Here is a 20,348-nt window from a genome sequence, read left to right on the forward strand (position 1 = left end):
AGGTTAACGACCGCTAACGGGGTTGTCTAGGATTGGACCCATGACCACAAGCCCTACCCGCACGGACGCCCCGACGCGACGCGAGCAGATCCTCAAAGAGGCCGCCCGCCTCTTCGCCGAGCGCGGCTTCCACGGCGTGGGCGTGGACGAGATAGGAGCGGCCGTCGGCATCAGCGGACCCGGCCTCTACCGCCACTTCCCCGGCAAGGACGCGATGCTCGCCGAGCTGCTCGTGGGGATCAGCGAGCGGCTCCTCGACGGCGGACGGCTGCGCGTCGGCGAGACCGCCGGCGACCCCGGGGCGCTCCTCGGCGCCCTCATCGACGGGCACATCGACTTCGCCCTCGACGACCGGCCGCTGATCACCCTGCACGACCGGGAGCTCGACCGGCTCAAGGACGAGGACCGCAAGCGGGTGCGGCAGCTCCAGCGGCAGTACGTCGAACTGTGGGTGACCGTGGTGCGGGAGCTGTACCCGGACGCCGGCGAGCCGGAGGCGCGGGCCGCGGTCCACGCGGTCTTCGGCCTCCTGAACTCGACCCCGCACCTGGGCGCCCCGCTGGGCCGCGCCGAGATGGAACGCCTGCTCAGGAACCTGGCACACGGCGCCCTCGGGGCACTGACGGCCTGAAAGCCCGAAACGCCGACGTCCGGGCCCGCACGGGCGTGAGGGCCCGGACGCGGTGGGTGCTTCCGGACTACGCGGCGGCCGGCCGCTCGTCGCGGGTCAGGCGGCGCAGCGCGAGGGCGATGACGAGGGCGGCCGCGGCGCAGACCGCGAGGGCGAGGAAGCCGTCGGCGACGCCGGAGGCGGTCGCGGCCGAGACGGAGGCGCCCTCCTCCAGACGCCCGTCGACGGAGGTCGCGAGGAGGGTGCCGACCACGGCGATGCCCAGGGCGGCGCCGCTCTCGTTGAAGGTGTTCAGCAGGCCGGAACCGACGCCCGACTCCTCCACCCCGACGTGCGAGGTGCCGATGCCGAACAGCGGGACGAAGCAGGCCGGCAGACCCGCGCCGACGACGGCGAGCGCCACGACGGTCAGCCCGACCGAGCCGGTGCCGGTGGCGAGGGCGCCCGTACCGACGAGCTGGAGCGCGGCGCCCGCCGCGTACATCCCGCCGAGCCCCAGCGCGCCGGCGAGCACCGGGGCGGCCAGGGCGACGGCGAGGGCCGCGAGGCCCATGGGCAGCAGCGAGAGGCCGGTGGCGAAGGCGCTCATCCCGTGGACCTGCTGGAAGTACAGGCTGGCGAGGAAGGAGCTGCTGCACGAGCTCTCCGACGCGAGCCCCGAGGTGCGCGGGGTGCTCGGCGCCCCGGCGGACCGATCCGGCGCGTAGCCGCCCGGTCGCTCGGCCGCACGACTGCCCGGGGTTTCCTTCGACGTGTACGCACACGATCACCGTCCAGCCCTCGGAGCCCCCGGGCGTCCCGGTGTCCGATCATCCGGGACGCCCGGGGGCGGGGCCCGGCAGAATGTGCCCCATGCCGATACTCAGCCGCCCCGCCCTCGTCGAGCACCTCGTCCGCACCCGGATCGCGGGAGACGTGGCCACACCGCGCGACAACAACCTCTCCCACTACCGCAAGCTCGCCAACGGCGACCGGCACTACTGGCTCGGCATCGACCTCGGTGACCGCTGGACCGACGAGCAGGACGTGCTCGCCGTGATGGCCGAGCGCTGCGGAGTCATCGACGACCCGGCCCACCGGACCGGCCAGGACACCATCGACCCCGAGCTCACCGTGGACGGCCTCGACCGGATGGCCGCCCGGCTCCGCAAGGCCGCCGCCGGCAAGGAGCGGGTCCTCTTCGCGACCGGTCACCCCGGCGCGCTGATCGACGTGCACAGCCGGGTCGCCGCCGCGCTGCGCGCCCAGGGCTGCGACATCGTCCGCATCCCCGGCGGGCTCGTCGCCGACGAGGGGTACGTCGTGCAGTTCGCGGACGTCGCCGTCTTCGAACGCGGGGCGAGCCTCTGGCACACCCACTCCCCTGAGCCGATGAACGCGATCCTCGACGCGCTCGGCGAGGACGGCCGGCCCGACCTGGTGATCGCGGACCACGGCTGGGCGGGCCGGGCGGGCCAGCGGGGGATCGACTCCGTCGGGTACGCGGACTGCAACGACCCGGCGCTCTTCCTCGGCGAGGCGGAGGGCACCATGCAGGTGACGATCCCCCTCGACGACCACGTCCTGGACCCCCGCTTCTACGAGCCGCTGACGGCGTACACCCTGAACGCGGCGGGCCTCGCCTGACGGGCCCAGCGCCCCCGGACCGGGGCGCGGGACCGGAAGACGGGAACGCCCCGCGCCGCCTCGGCGCGGGGCGTCCGTGTCGGGGCGCCTCCCCCTTGCGGTGAGGGGATCAGAAGACGACGGGGTCGGGGGTGTCGTACGCGGAGCTGTACGGCGAGACGACGTCGAGGTGCGTTCCGCGCCTGAACGGGGTCTTCCAGTCACCGGTGCCCTTGTAGACGTGGAGCAGCGAGGACTGCGGGGGTCCGCTCTCCGCGATCAGGTCCGCCCGGCCGTCCCGGTCCACATCGCCGATGTTGACGATGTGCCGGAACTGGCTCCACCCGCGGCCGGCCTTGGTGCGCGGCGCGAACGTGCCGTCCCCCTTTCCGAGGTACAGCCACAGGTCGCCGTTCCGGTCGCGGGCCAGGAGGTCGCCGGTCTTCGCGCCGCCGATGTCGCCCGGGGCGGTGAGCAGGTCGTACGTGTTCCACCCGCCGCCGACGCGGACGCGCGGCGCGAACGGCTTGGCGGCGTCGCCGGTGGCCTTGTACAGCCACAGGACGCCCGTCGTGTCGGTGGCGACGAGGTCGGGGCGGCCGTCCCCGGTCAGGTCGGAGCCCGCCGCGAACGTCTTGTACACGCCCCAGCCGGAGCCGATCCTGACCCGCGGCGAAAGCGAGTGGCCGGTGCCCGAGTAGAGCCACAGCACGCCCTGCTTGTCGCGGGCGACGACGTCCGCGTACGGGGTCGCGTCGAGGTTCCCGGCGGACAGCAGCCGGTCGTACGCGAACCAGCCGCCGCCCCGCTCGGTCCGCTCCCACGGCTTCTCCGACTGCGCGACGAACTGCCGGACGTCGTACGAGGCGAGGTGGCCCGAGCTGTCGCGGACGAGCAGGTCGGGGGAGCCGCTGTCCGAGTAGTCGTGCGGGGCGGTGCCGCTCGCGACCTGGAGGGTGCCGGTCCGCTCGATCTGCCCGCCGACGCCGTTGAGCGGGGTGGCGGTGACCTGCCACGCGTAGGCGCCGTTGTACGCGGCGGTCCCGTTCGAGAAGGTCCCGTCCCACGCGAAGGCGGCCTCGGTGCTCGTCCCCAGAAGCTCCTTGTCGGCCGTCCAGGTCTTCCCCGTCGCCGTGTGCGTCAGCCGCAGGCTCACCCTCACGTCGCCCCGGCTGAGGTTCCACCGCAGCACCGCCTTGGACCCGGCCGTGCCGAAACCGGTGGTGGCGGGCACCTGCTCGTCCACGACCGAGACCGGAGTCCTCGCGCCGTTGGTCGCCACCTGGGTGACGGAGGGCCGGCCGTCCGGGCCGAGGGCGATCCGGTACAGGCCGTCGCCGTGCTCCGGAGTGGTGCCCTGCGCCAGCAGGTCGTCGCCGGATCCCGACACGACCCCCAGGTCGCCGAGGAGGCCGGCGGTCGTGCCGTCCTTGAGGGAGACGGCCGAGAGCTCGTGGTCGGACACACCGGACACGACCCAGTCCCCGATCAGGGAGACCGGAACGTAGGAGCCGCCGTGGGTCTCGAAGGTGGTGTGCCGCGTCGTCCCCGCCGCACCCCGGAGGGCCGTCACCAGGGTCACGGAGCCGTCGGGGTTGCTCTCGGACCAGGCCAGGTGCGTGGCCGAGACAGCGATCTCGGAGGCGTGGTAGAGGCGGGGCACGGCCAGGTCCTCGACGACCTTCGCCGCGGCGAGGTCGACGACGGCGAGGTGCTCCACGTCCGAGACCTCGTACCGGACGGCGAGGGCGCCGGAGGGGGAGTACGTGAGGTCCCGGATGTACGCGTCGGCGGGAAGGCCCTGCACCGGGCGGTGCACGACCGCGTCCCCGGGCTTGGAGACGAGGTGGAGGCTGTTGCCGGCGCGGACCATGACGAGGGTGTCACGCGCGACCTGCCAGAGTTCCGCCCCCTCGCCCACGGAGCTGGTGTCGATGTCGACGGGCTCGCCGCCCGCCATGTCCAGGAGCCGGTAGCCGCTTCCCCCCGTCTGCACCGCGACGAGGTCGCTGTTCGTCGCCGCCGTGGGGTTGACGTAGTCGGGGGCACCCTTGGGCAGGGTGGTCACGGCCCCGTCCGCGGCCCGGCGCCACTGCCAGCTGGTGGTCACGCCGTCGCTGGAACCGGCCCAGGTCAGGAAGCCGGTGGAGCCGCCGCCGTGCAGCTGCTCGTTGAAGCCGAGGGCGAAGGGACCCGCCTGCTGCTCCGCCGAGGCGACGGTGACCGCTCGTGGGGCGGCGAGGGCGGGGGTGGCGGCCAGGGCCGTCCCGGCTGTCACGGCGAGGGCGACGGTGACCGCGACGGCGAGGTTCCGGCCGGCCGGGCTGAGGTGCTTCAAGGGGCTTCCTCCGGGCTGTGGTGGTGGCGTCCCTACGCCACAACCACAGGACCCGCGACAGCCGTGCAAGGTTGTACGACACCCGGAAGGAAGATCGAATCCCTCAGGTCGGGCCCGGATCGGTCGGGCCCGGATCGGCGGGTCGCCGGTCCCGGCGCTGCTCCACGCCCGGCGTCGGGTCCAGGTACACCCGGCGGATCGACGGGAAGCGTTCCCGGAGTCGGGACTCCGCGTCCTCGCACGCCCACTCGACCTGCGCCGCCGACGACACGTCCCGGAAGTCGACCTTCGCCGCGATCAGGACCTCCCCGGGCCCCTGGATGAGCGTCGTCAGGTCGAGGACGTCCACGAGGTGCGGGACGGAGAGGAGCTCCTCCCGTACCGCGTCCCGCATCTCGCGCGGCAGCGGCCGGCCGACGAGCAGGTCGGCGTTGGACCGGCCGAGCACCCAGGCCACGTACACGAGCAGTACGCCGATGAGGATCGAGGCGACGCCGTCCCAGACGCCCGAGCCGGTGATCTGCCCGCCGAGGAGGCCGCCGGCCGCCAGCATGAGGCCGGCGAGGGCGGCGGAGTCCTCCAGGACGACCGCCTTGACGGTGGTGTCGGGGGTGAGTCGCAGATAGCGGGCGAACGGGGCCCTCATCCGCTCCGCCTCGGCCTTGACCTGCCTGATTCCGGTCCGCAGCGAGAAGCCCTCCAGGACGAAGGCGATGCCGAGGACGATGTACGAGATCGTCGGGTCGCCGAGTTCCTCGCCGTGGGTGAGGGTGTGGATCCCGTCGTAGACGGAGAAGACCGCGCCGCCGACGAAGGTGGCGACGGCCGCCAGCATCGCCCAGACGTACAGTTCGGCGGCGTGGCCGATCGGGTGGTCCTCGTCGGCCGGTTTCCCGCTCCGCTTGAGCGCGGTGAGCAGCATGACCTCGGTGACCGTGTCGGCGAGCGAGTGGGCCGCCTCGGAGAGCATCGCGCTCGACCCGCTGACGACACCCGCGACGGCCTTGGCGGCGGCGATCCCCAGGTTCGCCACCGCCGCCACGATCACGGTGAAGGTGCTCTCGCCGTTCCCCGAGTCCTTGGTCATGACATCGGACGGTATGTCCGGGCGTCAGCGGGGGACGCGAACGACACCCTCCTGGATGACGGAGATCGCGAGCTTCCCGTCCCGCGTCCAGATCCTGGCCTGGCCGAGGCCGCGCCCGGCGGAGGCGGAGGGCGACTCCTGGTCGTACAGGAGCCATTCGTCGGCCCGGAACGGCCGGTGGAACCACATCGCGTGGTCGAGGGACGCCCCGACCACGTCCCCGAGGGCCCAGCCGCCGCGCCCGTGCGCGAGCAGCACGGAGTCGAGCAGCGTCATGTCGGAGACGTACGTCGCCAGGCAGACGTGCAGCAGATGGTCGTCGGCCAGCTTGCCGTTGGTGCGGAACCACACCTGTGAGCGGGGTTCGCGCGGCTCGCCGACGGAGCCCCAGGGCGGGGTGTCGGCGTACCGCAGGTCCACGGCCGCGCGCGCCTCGACGAGCCGGGTCGCGATCTCCTCCGGCAGGTGCCGGGGGAGCATCTCGGCGGCCGTCGGCAGCGACTCCGGGTCGGGCGCGGCCGGCATGTCCGCCTGGTGGTCGAGCCCCTCCTCGTACGCCTGGAAGGAGGCGGAGAGGTGGAAGACCGGCTGGCCGTGCTGGACGGCGACGACCCGGCGGGTGGTGAAGGACCGGCCGTCGCGGATGCGGTCGACCGTGTAGACGATCGGCGCGCCCGGGTCGCCCGGCCGCAGGAAGTACGCGTGGAGGGAGTGCGCGAGACGGTCCTCGGGCACGGTCCGGCCCGCCGCCACCAGCGCCTGGGCGGCCACCTGGCCGCCGAAGACGCGGGGGACGAGCGCGGAGCGGGACTCACCCCGGAAGATGTCCCGCTCGATCCGCTCCAGGTCGAGCAGATCGAGCAGGGCATCGAGTGCGTCGTGCGGGTCGGGCACCTGGACTACAGACCCATCGACTTGGCGATGATCGACTTCATGATCTCGCTGGTGCCGCCGTAGATGCGGTTGACGCGGTTGTCGGCGTACAGGCGGGCGATCGGGTACTCGTTCATGTAGCCGTAGCCGCCGTGCAGCTGGAGGCAGCGGTCGATGACGCGGTGCGCGACCTCGGTGCAGAAGAGCTTGGCGCTCGCGGCCTCGGCCGGGGTCAGCTCGCCCGCGTCCAGGGCCTCCAGGGCGCGGTCGGCGACGGCCTCGGCGGCGTCCACCTCGGCCTGGCAGGCGGCCAGTTCGAACTTGGTGTTCTGGAAGTGCGCGACCGGCTTGCCGAAGACGGTGCGGTCGGTCACGTACTGCTGCGCGAACCGGACGGCGGCCTTGGCCTGCGCGTACGCGCCGAAGGCGATGCCCCAGCGCTCGGAGGCCAGGTTGTGGCCGAGGTAGGAGAAGCCCTTGCCCTCCTCGCCGAGCAGGTCCTCGACGGGCACCTTGACGTCGACGAAGGCCAGCTCGGCCGTGTCGGAGGTGCGCAGGCCCAGCTTGTCCAGCTTGCGGCCGATGGAGTAGCCCTCGGACTTGGTGTCCACGGCGAACAGGGAGATGCCGAAGCGGCGGTCCTCGGCCGTGGGGGCGGAGGTGCGGGCGCAGACGATCACGCGGTCGGCGTGGACGCCACCGGTGATGAAGGTCTTGGAGCCGTTGAGGACGTAGTGGGTGCCGTCCTCGGAGAGCTTGGCGGTGGTCTTCATGCCCGCGACGTCGGAGCCGGTGCCCGGCTCGGTCATCGCGAGGGCCCACATCTCCTCGCCGCTGACGAACTTCGGCAGGTAGCGCTTCTTCTGGTCGCCGGTGGCGAGCATCTTGATGTACGGCAGGGCGAGCAGCACGTGCACGCCGGAGCCGCCGAACTGCACGCCGGCGCGCGAGGTCTCCTCGTAGAGGACGGCCTCGAACTTGTGGGTGTCCAGGCCCGCGCCGCCGAACTCCTCGGGCACGTTGATGCCGAAGATGCCCAGCTCGCCGAGCTTGGCGTAGAAGTCGCGGGGCGCCTGGCCCGCCGCGAACCACTCGTCGTAGACGGGGACGACCTCGGCCTCGATGAAGGCGCGGATGGTCTCCCGGAACGCCTCGTGGTCCTCGTTGAATACGGTACGGCGCACGAGCCGCCTCCTCGGAGTCCTGGGCGCCTGGCCCACTATGCCTAAGCGCTTGCTCAGTCAAGTTACCCATCGGTTCGCGCCGCTGTCCAGGTCTGCGCGCCCATGGTTGCCCACGTCACGTTCCCTCAGGGCGCCGGCGCCTCCACGGCGGTCCAGCGACGGTGCACGGAGTCGTACGCGAACGAAGACCCGCCCGCGACGGAGGCCGTACGGAAGGGGCGGCCTCCGTCGGTGATCCGGACCGTCCCCGAACGCCCCTCGCTGCTCCACTCCAGCTCCAGGTACCAGCGGCAGTCACACCCCGCCGTCCGGGCGGTGACCAGCAGTTCTTCCGGCTCGGCGGCGCTGACCGCGTACGGGAGGGAGACCGCCGGGAGCGTCCGGCCCTCCTCCCCGGAGGCGTCGTACCCGTCCAGCGCCCGCGCCACCGGCCGCGGCCGGTCCAGGTCCACCTCGAAACGGCGCGGCGTCACCGCCCCGCCGCACCCGCCGTCCATCCGGTACGCCGCCCACGGCAGCGGCGCACCCCGCTCCACCACCCGCACGTGCAGCGCCTGGAGCACCACCGCCGCCGCGCCCTTCCCCTGCACCGACACCCGCACCAGCGTCTCCCCGCCGTCCACGGCCCCCCGCGCCGCCGCCCAGCTCCGCGCGTCGGCCGTCTCCGGCGGGGGAGGGGGCGTCCGCTCCACGAGGTAGGTGTGCCCGCACCCGTTCTTCCAGAGGTGCGAGGCGACCGTCCACGTCAGCGGCGCCGGTGGCTCGGCGGCCCGCTCCCGGGTCTTCCCGGGCAGGAGTACGGCTCCGAGCGTCACCGCCCCCACGACCGCCAGCGCCCCGCCGACCACGCCCACCCACCCCCACCGGCGCCTCCGCCGCTCGGACGGGAGGCCCGGCACGCGCGCGTGCACGGGTTCCAGCTCGGGCTCGGACGCAGGTTCCGGGGCCGACTCGGGCTCCGGCGCAGGCTCCGGAGTCGGCTCGGGCTCCGGCGCCGGCTTCGATTCCGGGCCGGGCTCGGGCTCCGCGTCGGGCTCCGGCGCCGGAGGGCGACGGGTGCGGTCCGCGCGGCTCCAGGCCCCCTCAAGGGCCCGCCGCTCCTCCTCGTCCGCCCCGCACAGCAGGGCGAGGCGGTCGACCACGGCGAACTCCTCCGGGACGGTCGCGCCCGAGCAGTAGCGATGGAGGGTGGACGCGCTGACGCTCAGGCGCCGGCCCAGCGCCTCGTAACTGCGCCCGTCCCGCGCCTTCAGCGCGCGCACGAGCCGCGCGAACTCCTCGACGGCGGCGTCCTTCGGCATTCCATCCCCCTCGACCCTGCGTCCCACCCTTCACGTCCTTGCACGTCAGCGGGGGTGGAATGGTTCCGGGACGGATGGTGGGCGCGTCACCGTTGCAGGCGGCGGGCGCCGGCCCGACGCTGGTCGAGCACTGACCGAACGACCCGACGGGGGATCCACCACCATGAACAAGCTCCGTACCGCACTCGCCACCGCCGCCGCTGCCGCCCTGGGCCTCGCCGCCCTCGCCACGGCCCCGGCGCAGGCCGCCGCCCAGCCCGCTTTCCTCGCCGCCTCCCAGATGCCGCCGTCGTCGACGCCGTGGACCGCCACCCAGGTCTTCACCGGCATCCCGGAGAACGGCGGCGCCCTCTGCGCCCCGTACAAGATCCCGGCGCAGAACACCCGCTACCGCGAGTTCAACACCGAGCTCGACACCAACGGCGTCCAGATCACCACCGTCGCCCGCACCGAGGCCGACGCCGTGAAGCTGGTCGACACCCTCCGCAAGGCCCTCGCCGGCTGCGGGCCCCTGCTGGAGCGGCAGAACCCGGGCCTGCACGCCGTCAGCGCCTCCCACGGCAAGCTCGCCGTCGAGGAGGGTGCCTGGGTCTACAGCCTGGACACCGCCGACCCGCAGATCGGCACCACCGACATCCACCTCTTCTCCGTCGGCCGCGACGGCCGCACCGTCACCCTCGTCCGCTGGGGCCAGATGGGCGACCTGGCGGACGCCCCGCTCGCCGGCTTCCGTACGACGACCCGCGTCGCGGTGAACAAGCTCTGGCCCTGATGTGCCGTCAACTCGATGAATGCTGAACTACCCAGAGCGACAGTCAAGTCGCAGAACAGCTCTATTCGGGTGATACTGGTACGTGGGATTCCCATGTCGGCACGCTCGTGCGTCGAGCCGAGCAGCCCATCCGTCGTGAGACCGGTACCGGTCGGGGGACCGTTTCGAATGTGATGCGAAAGGATGCGTCATGGAACCCGTCATGGAACTCGAATCCCTGCCTGACGAGATCGTCGCGGAGATCGAAGTGCGGGACCGCTGGAGGCGCGCGTCGGCCGGGGCCCTGGAGTTCCTCATCACCGACATCGGGAGGTGGCCGTTGGGTTCGACGGTGCGGGTCGCCTTCCTCGACGGGGACGACCAGTTGCACGCGGACGTCGCGGGAGCGACGAAGCAGATCACCGACGCCTGCAACCTGACACTCGACTTCGGGCAGAACGGCGGAGGCGGAACGTTCCGGCGCTGGACCACGGCCGATACCGCCTTCGCCGCCGAGATCCGGGTCAGCTTCGACCTGGACGGCTTCTTCTCCCTGGTGGGCACCGACAGCACGGACCCCACCATCGGCGCGGGAGGCGGTCCGGTCGGGGGCAACCCCGGCCAGCGCAGCCTGAACCTCGGGCGGTTCGCGGTGAACAGGCCCGCCCAGTGGGAGGGCACCGTGCGGCACGAGTTCCTGCACGCGCTGGGATTCCACCACTCCCACCAGAACATGCGCGGCACCTGCGAGGGCGAGTTCCGCTGGGAGGACGAAGTCGGGTACGTCCCCACGCAGGACCCGGGTGGTGTCTTCGTGGCGGACGCCCAGGGCCGGCGCCCCGGCATCTACACGTTCCTCGCGGGGAAGCCGAACAAGTGGCCGCGGGCGAAGGTGGATCACAACCTGCGCACCGTGGACGACCCGGATCTCGTCGCCGGGCCTTTCGACCCGAAGTCCGTGATGCTGTACCGGTTCCCGGCGTTCTTCTACAAGTCCACCCCCAGCAGCTGCGCGCCGACCGGTAACGGGCAGAACCTGTCGGACGGCGACAAGCGCGGGCTCGAGCTGATGTATCCGCACACCACGGGCGCGTTGGCGGACCGTCAGTCCCGTGCCGACGCGGTCCTGCAATCGCTCGGGGTCGGTCCGGAGGGACTTCCCGGTGCGGACGGCGGCGGCCTGGCCGAGGCGTACCGCAGCCGGGTCGAGGAACTGGCCGTCGCCCAGGCGGCGGGTGTCCGCTGAGCCGGGCCGAGCCGGTCCGGCTGACGCGCGGCGCCGAACACGCGCTGGGCCGGGGGAAGCCCGTCGCGTTCTCGGCCTCCCCCTTCATCAGAGGGACTTGAGCGCGAACCACAGCTCCATGCGGACGTCCGGATCGTCCAGGTCCCGTCCCAGGAGCCCGGCGCAGCGGGCGATCCGCTGGCGGACGGTGTTGCGGTGGAGGTCCAGCGCGACGGCCGTCCGGTCCCAGCCACCGTGCAGCGAGAGCCAGACGCGCAGAGTCTCGGCGAGTGGTTCGGACAGCGGGGCGAGGAGGGCGCGCGCGTGGGCGGTGGCCTCGTCCGGGTCCACCAGGGCGGCGATCCCGCCCGCGCGGTGCCGCACCAGCTCCGCCCCGGTCGCCTCCGCCCGCCGCAGGGCGCGCGCCGCCTGCGCGTCCGCCGCCGCGAGTTCGCCCGCCTCGACGGGGGCGCTCACGCCCAGCGTCCAGCCGGACTGAGCGGTGACGGGGGAGGCGGCGGGCAGGAGCAGGCGTACGGCTCCGAGCGCGGCCCCCGCAGTCGTACGGCCCGAGCCCGCCGCACCGGGAGCCGTACGGCCCGAGCCCGCCGCCCCCGGAGCCGTACCGCCCCCGTCCACCAGCGGTGTCCCCAGCGCCGCCGCCAGGGAGGCCGCCGCGAACGGGGTGCCGTCGCCGCCGCTCGCGTGGACCACCGTCCACGGGCCCTGGCCGAGCGCGCCCGCGACCTCCGCCGGGAGCGCGCCGAGCAGCAGCCGGACCAGTGCCCCGTCCCGTACCGTCACGTCCGCGCCCCGGTGCGGGGCCGTCAGGAGCGACAGCAGGACGACCGCGACGCCCGCGATCGTGTGGTCGCCGGGGCCGCGCCGCTCCGTCGCCACCCCGAGCGTCAGCCCGTCACCGCCCCCGAGGGCGTACGCGGCGAGCCGGAGCCCGCCGCCCTCCCCGCCCGCCGAGGCCGGGCCGCCGGGGCGTGGCCCGATCACCCCCGCGAGCTCCCGCAGCGCACGGGCCGCGTCCGCCGGTACCTGCCTGCCGGCCGCCACCGACTCCGTACCGTCCGCGCCGAAGAGCACCGCCCGTCCCGCGAGGCGCGAGGCCAGCGCGCCGAGGACCGCCGGGACCGGGGCCGGCCGGGCGGCCGCCGCCGCCAGGGACTGCTGCGCCTCCGTCACCCGGCGCAGCTCGTACAGCCTGGCCTCCGCCATCAGCCGCCACAGCGCCCGCGCGACCGCCGTGAACGGAGTCCTCGGCGGCACCTCGACCAGCGGCAGGCCGTGCCGCGCGCAGGCCTCGACGAGCTCGGCCGGAACCGTGTCGTACACCGGCGTCACCCCGAAGGCGAGCGCCGCCGCCCCCGCCTCCACCACCCGTTCCACGTACCGTGCCGGGTCGGTGAGCTGGACGCCCGCCGTCATGAGCAGTTCTCCGCCGAGGAGGTACGGGTAGGGGTCGGCCATCTCCGAGGTGTGCACCCAGTGGAGCGGGACGTCCTCGGGTCCCGCGAGCAGCCGGAGCCCGAGGTCCCGGCGGGCGAGCAGCGCGGCGAGCGGGACGGGCGGCGCGGGGTGGGTGGAGAGGGACTCCGTGTCCGAAGGGGAGGTCGTCATGGATCCTTCGTACAGCATCGACTCGTACAGTGGAGGAAACGTACACTTCTGCACCGCTTTCCCGCCGCCTACCGTCGTGGTGTCCAGCGGGCCGAGACCCACCCCCGCCACACTCCAGGAGGACCCGACCATGAGCAGCGACCAGAACACCCCGCGCGGCCCGATCGACTCGTCCCGCGTCCCGCGGTACGCCGGTCCCGCGACGTTCGCCCGGCTGCCGCGGCTCGACGAGGTCGGCACCACCGACGTCGCCGTGGTCGGCGTCCCCTTCGACAGCGGCGTCTCCTACCGCCCCGGCGCCCGCTTCGGCGGCAACGCCATCCGCGAGGCCTCCCGCCTGCTCCGCCCCTACAACCCGGCGCAGGACGCCTCCCCGTTCGCCCTCGCCCAGGTCGCGGACGCCGGTGACATCGCCGCCAACCCGTTCAACATCAACGAGGCCGTCGAGACCGTCGAGGCCGCCGCCGACGAGCTGATCGGCACCGGGGCCCGCCTGATGACCCTCGGCGGCGACCACACCATCGCGCTGCCGCTGCTCCGCTCCGTCGCCAAGAAGCACGGCCCCGTCGCCCTGCTCCACTTCGACGCGCACCTCGACACCTGGGACACCTACTTCGGCGCCGAGTACACCCACGGCACCCCGTTCCGCCGGGCCGTCGAGGAGGGCATCCTCGACACCGAGGCGCTCTCCCACGTCGGCATCCGCGGCCCGCTGTACGGCAAGCAGGACCTCACCGACGACGAGAAGATGGGCTTCGGCATCGTCACCTCGGCGGACGTCTACCGCCGCGGCGCCGACGAGGTCGCCGACCAGCTGCGCCAGCGCATCGGGAACCGCCCGCTGTACATCTCCATCGACATCGACTGCCTCGACCCGGCCCACGCCCCCGGCACCGGCACCCCCGAGGCGGGCGGCATGACCTCCCGCGAGCTCCTGGAGATCCTCCGCGGCCTCTCCTCCTGCAACCTGGTCTCCGCCGACGTCGTCGAGGTCGCCCCGGCGTACGACCACGCCGAGATCACGGCGGTCGCCGCGTCGCACACGGCGTACGAGCTGACGACGATCATGTCCCGCCAGATCGCGGCGGGCCGCGCCTCCGGCGCGAAGTAACCTCGGCGGGTTGTGGGCAGTCGTTCCGCAGGGCGGAACGGGTGGGCACAACCCGCCCACCGGGCCGCACCCGACCGACCGAGCCACGTCCAAGGGGACCTGTCCATGACCCACGACCACGACCTGGTCCTGCGCCCGTCCGCCGCGCAGACGGAGGCCGCCCTGAACCCGCCCGCGGGGCGCAACGGCGGCGACCTCGTCGTCGAGACCCTCACCGGCCTCGGCGCCACCACCGTCTTCGGCCTCCCCGGCCAGCACGCCCTCGGCATGTTCGACGCGCTGCGCCGCTCCTCCCTGCGGTACGTCGGCCTCCGCGTCGAGAACAACGCGGGCTTCGCCGCCGACGCGTACGGCCGGATCACCGGCGAGGCGGCCCCGCTGCTGCTCTCCACCGGACCCGGCGCGCTCATGTCGCTCGCCGCGCTCCAGGAGGCCGCCGCCGCCTCCGCGCCCGTCCTCGCGATCGGCAGCCAGGTCCCGGCGGCCGGCCTCGGCGGCGGCCGGCACGGCTACCTCCACGAGCTGCGCGACCAGCAGGCCTCGTTCCGGGACGTGGTCAAGTCCGTCCACACGGTCCGTACGCAGTCCCAGATCCCCTCCGCCATCGCGGCGGCCTGGGAGTCGGCGCTCACCGCTCCGCACGGGCCGGTATGGGTCGAGATCCCGCAGGACGTGCTCCTCGCGGAAACGATCCTGCCCGTGGTCACGGCGATGGACGCGACGCCGGAGGAGGTCGTCCCGCGCCCCGAGCTGACGGCGGTCGCGGCCCACCTCCTGGCGAACGCCGAGCGCCCCGCGATCATCGCGGGCGGCGGAGTCGTACGCTCCGACGCCTCCGGCAAGCTCCTCGCGCTCGCGGAGCGCCTGGACGTCCCCGTGGTGACGACCTTCGGCGGCAAGGGCGCCTTCCCGTGGGAGCACCCGCTCTCGCTCCAGTCCTGGCTGGAGGACCGGCACACCACCGACTTCCTGGAGGACGCCGACGTCCTCCTCGTCGTCGGCTCGGGCCTCGGCGAACTGTCCTCGAACTACCACACGTTCGCCCCGCGCGGCCGGGTGATCCAGATCGAGGCCGACGCCGGGAAACTGGAGTCCAACCACCCGGCGCTCGGCATCCACGCGGACGCCCGCCTCGCCCTCCAGGCGCTCCTGGAGACGGTCCCCGAGCGGCGGGACCCGGCGGCCCCCGAGCGGGTCTCGGCCGTTCTCACCAAGGTCCGGGACCGGATCGCCGCGCAGGACCTGGGCCTGGAGCAGCGGATCGTCGCGGCCGTACGGGAGGCGCTCCCGGACCGGTCCCCGAGCTTCTGGGACATGACGATCCTCGCGTACTGGGCGTGGTCGGCCTTCGACGCCCGGCACCCGAACACGATGCACTCCGCGCAGGGCGCCGGCGGCCTCGGCTACGGCTTCCCTGCCGCGCTCGGCGCGGCGGCGGCGGACCCCTCGCAGCCGGTCCTCGCGGTCTCCGGCGACGGCGGCGCGATGTACTCGATCGCCGAGCTGGCGACGGCGAAGCAGTACGGCCTCGACGTGACCTGGCTGATCGTCGACGACGGCGGCTACGGCATCCTGCGCGAGTACATGACGGGCGCGTTCGGCGAGGCCACGGCCACCGAACTCACCCGCCCGGACTTCGTCGCCCTGTCGGAGTCCTTCGGCGTCCCGGCGACCCTGACGACCCCGGAGACCCTGACGACGGACCTCGCGAAGGCCCTCGCGACCCCGGGCCCGTCGGTGGTGGTCCTGCCGGCCCTCCTGAGGATGTTCGAACCGACGCACCTGTGAGCCGGGAACCGTCCGGCCCACCCTCCCGGGGCGGGCCGGACGTTCGCGGTGTCCTCAGTCGACGAGCTCCTCCCACTGCTTCCTGTACTCGGCGAGCTGCGCCTCGTACCCCTGCCGGAACGCCTCCGTCCCGGTCTCCCCGAGTCCGTCCCGGGGTACGCGCTGCGGAAAGACCAGCTTCCCGATGTCGGCGAAGACCACCGCGGCGGCCTCGGCGCGGACCCCGCCCTTCTCGCGGGCCACGAACACCTGACGTCCCACGTTCAGCAGCAGGCGCCATGCGATGTTCCACGGATTGCCGGCCGCCCGGCTCACCTCCCGCTCCGACAGCGGCGCGACCCTGCCGGTTTCCGCGAGCCCCTTCAGTGCCCACAGCGCCGCGTGCAGCCGCCCCCACGCGTACGGCTTCCCGTCCTCGACCCGTGTCACGGACCTCCCCTTCCCTCGGCGGTCCGAGATCCCTACCCAGGACGGGCCCCCTACGAGCTCAACCCTTCCGGGCCCGTACGGGTCTTCCTCCCCGTGGCCCGCACGGGCCGTGGCGGGGAGGCACCGGTGGGCCGGGTTCGCAGGGTGGTGAAAGGCGTCGGGGAGTTCCTGGTCGAGACGGTCGGGGAGGTCCTCGCGGAGATCGTCCTGACCCTGCTCGCCTGCGCACTGCTCGCGGGCCTCGTCCTCCTCGCGTATCTGAGCTGGTCCTTCAGCCCCCGCCTGACCGTCGCGGGCGCCGGACTGCTGAGTCTCGTCCTCGTCCACGGGACGTGGGTGAAGTTCCGGGGCCCGGCCGGGACCCGCCGGAGGCGGCGGCTCGCCGCCGTGACGGGCGGTGTCTTCTCCGTCGTCGCCGTGACCGCCGTCTTCCTCCTCCTCCACGGAACGGGCTGCGACTGCCTGTGAGGACCTAGGACCAAAGCCCCGTCTTTGTTGCGGCGGGATGAAATCGCACGTCGGCCGCGTTGGGCCTTCCGGTAGAGCAGGACGGACGGGAGGCCATTCGTGGCGGCGGTGGGGCAGAAACAGGTGGCGGACGGGGAACCGGCGGCGGACGGGAAGCCGGCGGTCGACCGGCCGCAGGGCTGGGCCCGGAGACTCACCGGGTACGCCTGGCGGTACCGGGCGAACGTGATCCTCGCACTCGGGTCCTCCCTCCTCGGGATGGCCGTCCTCGCCCTCGTACCGCTCGTCACCAAGGTGATCATCGACGACGTCATCGGGACGAAGACCCGGGACCTCGGCGTCTGGACCGGCCTCCTCATCGGCGCCGCCGTCCTCGTCTACGTCCTCACCTACGTCCGCCGCTACTACGGCGGACGGCTCGCCCTCGACGTCCAGCACGACCTGCGCACCGACATGTACGCCACCATCACCCGGCTCGACGGGCGGCGGCAGGACGAGCTGTCCACCGGGCAGGTCGTCGGGCGGGCCACCAGCGACCTCCAGCTCATCCAGGGTCTTCTCTTCATGCTCCCGATGACCATCGGGAACATCCTGCTCTTCCTCATCTCGCTCGCCGTCATGGCCTGGCTGTCGATCCCGCTCACCCTCGTCGCCCTCGCCGTCGCCCCCGCCCTCTGGTACATCGCCAAGCGCAGCCGCACCCGCCTCCACCCCGCCACCTGGTACGCGCAGCAGCAGGCCGGGGCCGTCGCCGGGGTCGTCGACGGGGCCGTGACCGGCGTGCGGGTCGTCAAGGGCTTCGGCCAGGAGGACCAGGAGACCGGCAAGATCCGCGAAGCCGGGCGGAAGCTGTTCGCCGGCCGGCTGCGGACGATCCGGCTGAACTCGCGCTACACCCCCGCCCTCCAGGCCGTGCCCGCCCTCGGCCAGGTCGCCGTCCTCGCCCTCGGCGGCTGGCTCGCCTACAAGGGCCAGATCACCCTCGGCACCTTCGTCGCCTTCTCCGCCTACCTGGCGTCCCTCGTCGGCCCGGTCCGCATGCTCGCCATGGTCCTCACCGTCGGCCAGCAGGCCCGCGCCGGCGTCGACCGGGTCCTCGAACTCATCGACACCGAGCCGGTCATCAAGGACGGGACGAAGGAGCTCCCGGCCGACGCGCCCGCCACCGTCGAGTTCGACGACGTGTCCTTCGCGTACGAGGACGGCACCCCCGTCCTCGACGGCTTCTCCCTGGAGATCCGCCCCGGCGAGACCGTCGCCGTCGTCGGCGCCTCCGGCTCCGGCAAGTCCACCGTCTCCCTCCTCCTGCCCCGCTTCTACGACGTCTCCCACGGCGCCGTCCTCGTCGGCGGCCACGACGTCCGCGAGCTCACCCTCGACTCGCTGCGCGCCGCCGTCGGGCTCGTCCCCGAGGACTCCTTCCTCTTCTCCGACACCGTCCGCGCCAACATCGCGTACGGCCTCCCGGAGGCCACCCAGGAGCAGGTCGAGGCCGCGGCACGGGCCGCCCAGGCGGACCGTTTCATCGCCGAGCTGCCCGAGGGCTACGACACCAAGGTCGGCGAGCACGGCCTCACCCTCTCCGGCGGCCAGCGCCAGCGCGTCGCGCTCGCCCGCGCGATCCTCACCGACCCCCGGCTGCTCCTCCTCGACGACGCCACCTCGGCCGTCGACGCCAAGGTCGAGCACGAGATCCACGAGGCCCTGAAGTCGGTGATGGCGGGCCGCACCACCCTGCTCATCGCGCACCGCCGCTCCACCCTCAACCTGGCCGACCGCATCGTCGTCCTGGAGGACGGCCGGCTCGCCGACATCGGCACCCACGCGGAGCTGGAGGAGCGCTCCCCGCTCTTCCGGCGCCTCCTCACCGACCCCGAGGAGCTGGGCGCCGTCTCGCCCGGCCACGTCACCCCGCCCGAGGTCCCCGAGGACCGCACCCTGCGGGCCGAGCTCGACGCGGAGTTCGACGCCGAGCGGGGCATCACCCCGACCCTGTGGGTACGGGACGAGGCCGCCGACCGGGAGAGCGCCCCGCCCGGGGCCACCCCCGAACTGCTCGCCGCCGTCGAGGCGCTGCCCCCGGCCACCGACATCCCCGACGTCGACGAGGCCCGCGCGGTGTCGCCCGAGGACGCGTACGGCCTGCGCCGGCTCCTGCGCGGCTTCGGCGTCCCGCTGCTCATCAGCCTCGGCCTGGTCGCCCTGGACGCCGGCGCGGGCCTGCTGCTTCCCGTCCTGATCCGGCACGGCATCGACGAGGGCGTGAACCGGCTGGCGATCGGCGCCGTCTGGGCGGCCTCCGCGTTCGCCCTGGTCACGGTGCTCGTGCAGTGGGTGGCGCAGACCGCCGAGATCCGGATGACCGGCCGTACCGGCGAGCGGGTGCTCTACGCGCTGCGCCTGAAGATCTTCGCCCAGCTCCAGCGGCTCGGCCTGGACTACTACGAGCGCGAGCTCACCGGCCGGATCATGACCCGGATGACGACGGACGTGGACGCCCTGTCCACCTTCCTCCAGACGGGTCTCGTCACCGCCTTCGTCTCCGTCGTGACCTTCTTCGGGATCATGGTCGCGCTGGTCTTCCTCGACCTCCAGCTCGCCCTGGTGGTCTTCGCGACCCTGCCGGTCCTGGCCGTCGCCACGTACTTCTTCCGCCGCTCCAGCGTGAAGGCGTACGAGCTGGCGCGCGAGCGGATCAGCGTCGTCAACGGCGACCTCCAGGAGTCGGTCTCCGGCCTGCGGATCGTGCAGGCCTTCCGCCGCGAGCGGTCGGGCGCGGCCCGGTTCGCCGAGCGCAGCGACTCCTACCGCGAGGCGCGCGTCCGGGGCCAGTGGCTGATCTCGATCTACTTCCCGTTCGTGACGCTGCTGTCCTCGGTCGCCGCCGCCGCCGTCATGATCGTCGGCGCGAACCGGATCGAGGCGGGCACGCTCACCACCGGCGCGCTCGTCGCCTACCTCCTCTACATCGACCTGTTCTTCGCCCCCGTGCAGCAGCTCTCCCAGGTCTTCGACGGCTACCAGCAGGCCGCCGTCTCGCTGAAGCGGATGCAGGAACTCCTCCAGGAGCCGACGTCGACGGCCGCCGCCGACGCACCCCTGGACGTGCTCTCGCTGCGCGGCGAGATCGCCTTCGAGGACGTCTCCTTCGCGTACGGGGGAGAGGACGGCACCGCGAAGAAGGAGACCGCCCTCACCGGCATCGACCTGCGGATCCCGGCCGGCCAGACCGTCGCCTTCGTCGGCGAGACGGGCGCGGGCAAGTCCACCCTGGTCAAGCTGGTCGCCCGGTTCTACGACCCGACGGGCGGCCGGGTCACCGCCGACGGCACCGACCTGCGGGACCTCGACCTCACCGCGTACCGCCACCGGCTCGGCGTCGTCCCCCAGGAGGCGTACCTCTTCGCCGGGACGGTCCGCGACGCCATCGCGTACGGCCGCCCCGGGGCGACCGACGCCGAGGTGGAGGCGGCGGCCCGCGCGGTCGGCGCCCACGACATGATCGCCACCCTCGACGGCGGCTACCTCCACGAGGTCGCCGAGCGGGGCCGCAACCTCTCCGCCGGACAGCGCCAGCTCATCGCCCTCGCCCGCGCCGAGCTGGTCGACCCGGACGTCCTGCTCCTCGACGAGGCCACGGCGGCCCTGGACCTGGCCACCGAGGCCCAGGTCAACCAGGCCACCGACCGCCTCGCCGGACGCCGCACGACCCTGGTCGTCGCCCACCGGCTGACCACCGCGGCCCGCGCGGACCGGGTGGTGGTCATGGACCACGGCCGGGTCGCGGAGGACGGCACCCACGAGGAGCTCCTCGCCCTGGGCGGCCGGTACGCGTCGCTGTGGAGCACGTTCATCGGGGAGGCCGTCGACGAGGAGGAGCAGCCGGAGCGGGTCTGAGTACGGCCGATCCGCCCGGATGAGTATCCGG

17 protein-coding genes are annotated in these 20,348 nt (G+C 73.3%); 9 read left to right on the forward strand and 8 right to left on the reverse strand.

Features of this window, described 5'->3' with window-relative positions; genetic code table 11:
* Positions 1 to 40 precede the first annotated feature (40 nt).
* The gene (locus ACFWUY_RS00850; RefSeq protein ID WP_384100485.1) at positions 41 to 631 is read left to right on the forward strand and encodes a TetR/AcrR family transcriptional regulator; all 591 of its coding nucleotides are present in this window, start codon (positions 41 to 43) and stop codon (positions 629 to 631) included.
* Between the two features lie 67 nt (positions 632 to 698).
* On the opposite strand, the gene ACFWUY_RS00855 is transcribed toward ACFWUY_RS00850, so the two are convergent.
* A complete protein-coding gene (locus ACFWUY_RS00855; RefSeq protein WP_384100487.1) occupies positions 699 to 1,220 on the reverse strand; it encodes a hypothetical protein in 522 nt (173 codons plus the stop codon).
* Between ACFWUY_RS00855 and ACFWUY_RS00860 the strand changes: the two genes are divergently transcribed.
* Both ACFWUY_RS00860 and ACFWUY_RS00865 read left to right on the forward strand, forming a co-directional pair.
* A complete protein-coding gene (locus tag ACFWUY_RS00860; RefSeq protein ID WP_384100489.1) occupies positions 1,204 to 1,338 on the forward strand; it encodes a hypothetical protein in 135 nt (44 codons plus the stop codon). The two genes, ACFWUY_RS00855 and ACFWUY_RS00860, sit on opposite strands and share 17 nt — an antisense overlap.
* Before the next feature lie 145 nt (positions 1,339 to 1,483).
* Positions 1,484 to 2,257, forward strand: a complete 774-nt coding sequence (locus ACFWUY_RS00865; protein ID WP_384100491.1) for a phosphatase — start codon at positions 1,484 to 1,486, stop codon at positions 2,255 to 2,257.
* 109 nt (positions 2,258 to 2,366) lie between these two features.
* Here the strand turns inward: ACFWUY_RS00865 and ACFWUY_RS00870 are convergent, their stop codons facing one another.
* The 5 genes from ACFWUY_RS00870 to ACFWUY_RS00890 form a co-directional block, all read right to left on the reverse strand.
* Entirely contained in the window at positions 2,367 to 4,574 is a 2,208-nt protein-coding gene (locus ACFWUY_RS00870; protein ID WP_384100493.1) for an FG-GAP repeat domain-containing protein, read from the reverse strand.
* A 103-nt stretch (positions 4,575 to 4,677) separates the two neighbouring features.
* Complete coding sequence (locus ACFWUY_RS00875; protein ID WP_384100496.1) at positions 4,678 to 5,661, reverse strand: cation diffusion facilitator family transporter; 984 nt, start codon at positions 5,659 to 5,661, stop codon at positions 4,678 to 4,680.
* A gap of 24 nt (positions 5,662 to 5,685) precedes the next feature.
* Positions 5,686 to 6,555 (reverse strand): acyl-CoA thioesterase II, encoded by an 870-nt coding sequence (gene tesB / locus ACFWUY_RS00880; protein WP_384100498.1) that lies wholly within the window; start codon positions 6,553 to 6,555, stop codon positions 5,686 to 5,688.
* A gap of 5 nt (positions 6,556 to 6,560) precedes the next feature.
* Positions 6,561 to 7,718, reverse strand: coding sequence for an acyl-CoA dehydrogenase family protein (locus tag ACFWUY_RS00885; protein WP_384100500.1), 1,158 nt, complete (start codon positions 7,716 to 7,718; stop codon positions 6,561 to 6,563).
* Positions 7,719 to 7,843: 125 nt separating this feature from the next.
* Positions 7,844 to 9,019 carry a helix-turn-helix domain-containing protein gene (locus tag ACFWUY_RS00890; RefSeq protein ID WP_384100502.1) on the reverse strand — a complete coding sequence of 392 codons (1,176 nt, stop codon included), beginning with the start codon at positions 9,017 to 9,019 and terminating at the stop codon, positions 7,844 to 7,846.
* Positions 9,020 to 9,182: 163 nt separating this feature from the next.
* Here ACFWUY_RS00890 and ACFWUY_RS00895 point away from each other — a divergent pair, with 163 nt between their 5' ends.
* Together ACFWUY_RS00895 and ACFWUY_RS00900 are read left to right on the forward strand one after the other, a co-directional pair.
* On the forward strand, positions 9,183 to 9,791 hold the full coding sequence (locus tag ACFWUY_RS00895) for a hypothetical protein (protein ID WP_384100504.1): 609 nt from the start codon (positions 9,183 to 9,185) through the stop codon (positions 9,789 to 9,791).
* 190 nt (positions 9,792 to 9,981) lie between these two features.
* Positions 9,982 to 11,016, forward strand: a complete 1,035-nt coding sequence (locus ACFWUY_RS00900; RefSeq protein WP_384100506.1) for a hypothetical protein — start codon at positions 9,982 to 9,984, stop codon at positions 11,014 to 11,016.
* Between the two features lie 87 nt (positions 11,017 to 11,103).
* Here ACFWUY_RS00900 and ACFWUY_RS00905 read toward each other — a convergent pair whose 3' ends face one another.
* Positions 11,104 to 12,624: a PucR family transcriptional regulator gene (locus ACFWUY_RS00905; protein ID WP_384100508.1), complete on the reverse strand. Its 1,521-nt coding sequence runs from the start codon at positions 12,622 to 12,624 to the stop codon at positions 11,104 to 11,106.
* Positions 12,625 to 12,754: 130 nt separating this feature from the next.
* On the opposite strand from ACFWUY_RS00905, the gene speB reads away from it, so the two are divergent.
* Together speB and ACFWUY_RS00915 are read left to right on the forward strand one after the other, a co-directional pair.
* On the forward strand, positions 12,755 to 13,735 hold the full coding sequence (gene speB, locus ACFWUY_RS00910) for an agmatinase (RefSeq protein WP_384100510.1): 981 nt from the start codon (positions 12,755 to 12,757) through the stop codon (positions 13,733 to 13,735).
* A gap of 105 nt (positions 13,736 to 13,840) precedes the next feature.
* Entirely contained in the window at positions 13,841 to 15,523 is a 1,683-nt protein-coding gene (locus ACFWUY_RS00915) for a thiamine pyrophosphate-binding protein (protein WP_384100512.1), read from the forward strand.
* 54 nt (positions 15,524 to 15,577) lie between these two features.
* Here the strand turns inward: ACFWUY_RS00915 and ACFWUY_RS00920 are convergent, their stop codons facing one another.
* Complete coding sequence (locus ACFWUY_RS00920; protein WP_384100514.1) at positions 15,578 to 15,952, reverse strand: hypothetical protein; 375 nt, start codon at positions 15,950 to 15,952, stop codon at positions 15,578 to 15,580.
* A 144-nt stretch (positions 15,953 to 16,096) separates the two neighbouring features.
* Here ACFWUY_RS00920 and ACFWUY_RS00925 point away from each other — a divergent pair, with 144 nt between their 5' ends.
* Both ACFWUY_RS00925 and ACFWUY_RS00930 read left to right on the forward strand, forming a co-directional pair.
* Positions 16,097 to 16,420, forward strand: a complete 324-nt coding sequence (locus ACFWUY_RS00925) for a lysine transporter LysE (RefSeq protein WP_384100516.1) — start codon at positions 16,097 to 16,099, stop codon at positions 16,418 to 16,420.
* Positions 16,421 to 16,543: 123 nt separating this feature from the next.
* Positions 16,544 to 20,317 carry an ABC transporter ATP-binding protein gene (locus ACFWUY_RS00930; RefSeq protein ID WP_384100820.1) on the forward strand — a complete coding sequence of 1,258 codons (3,774 nt, stop codon included), beginning with the start codon at positions 16,544 to 16,546 and terminating at the stop codon, positions 20,315 to 20,317.
* Positions 20,318 to 20,348: the final 31 nt, after the last annotated feature.

Source organism: Streptomyces sp. NPDC058664, from assembly GCF_042716635.1.
Lineage (GTDB): Bacteria > Actinomycetota > Actinomycetes > Streptomycetales > Streptomycetaceae > Streptomyces.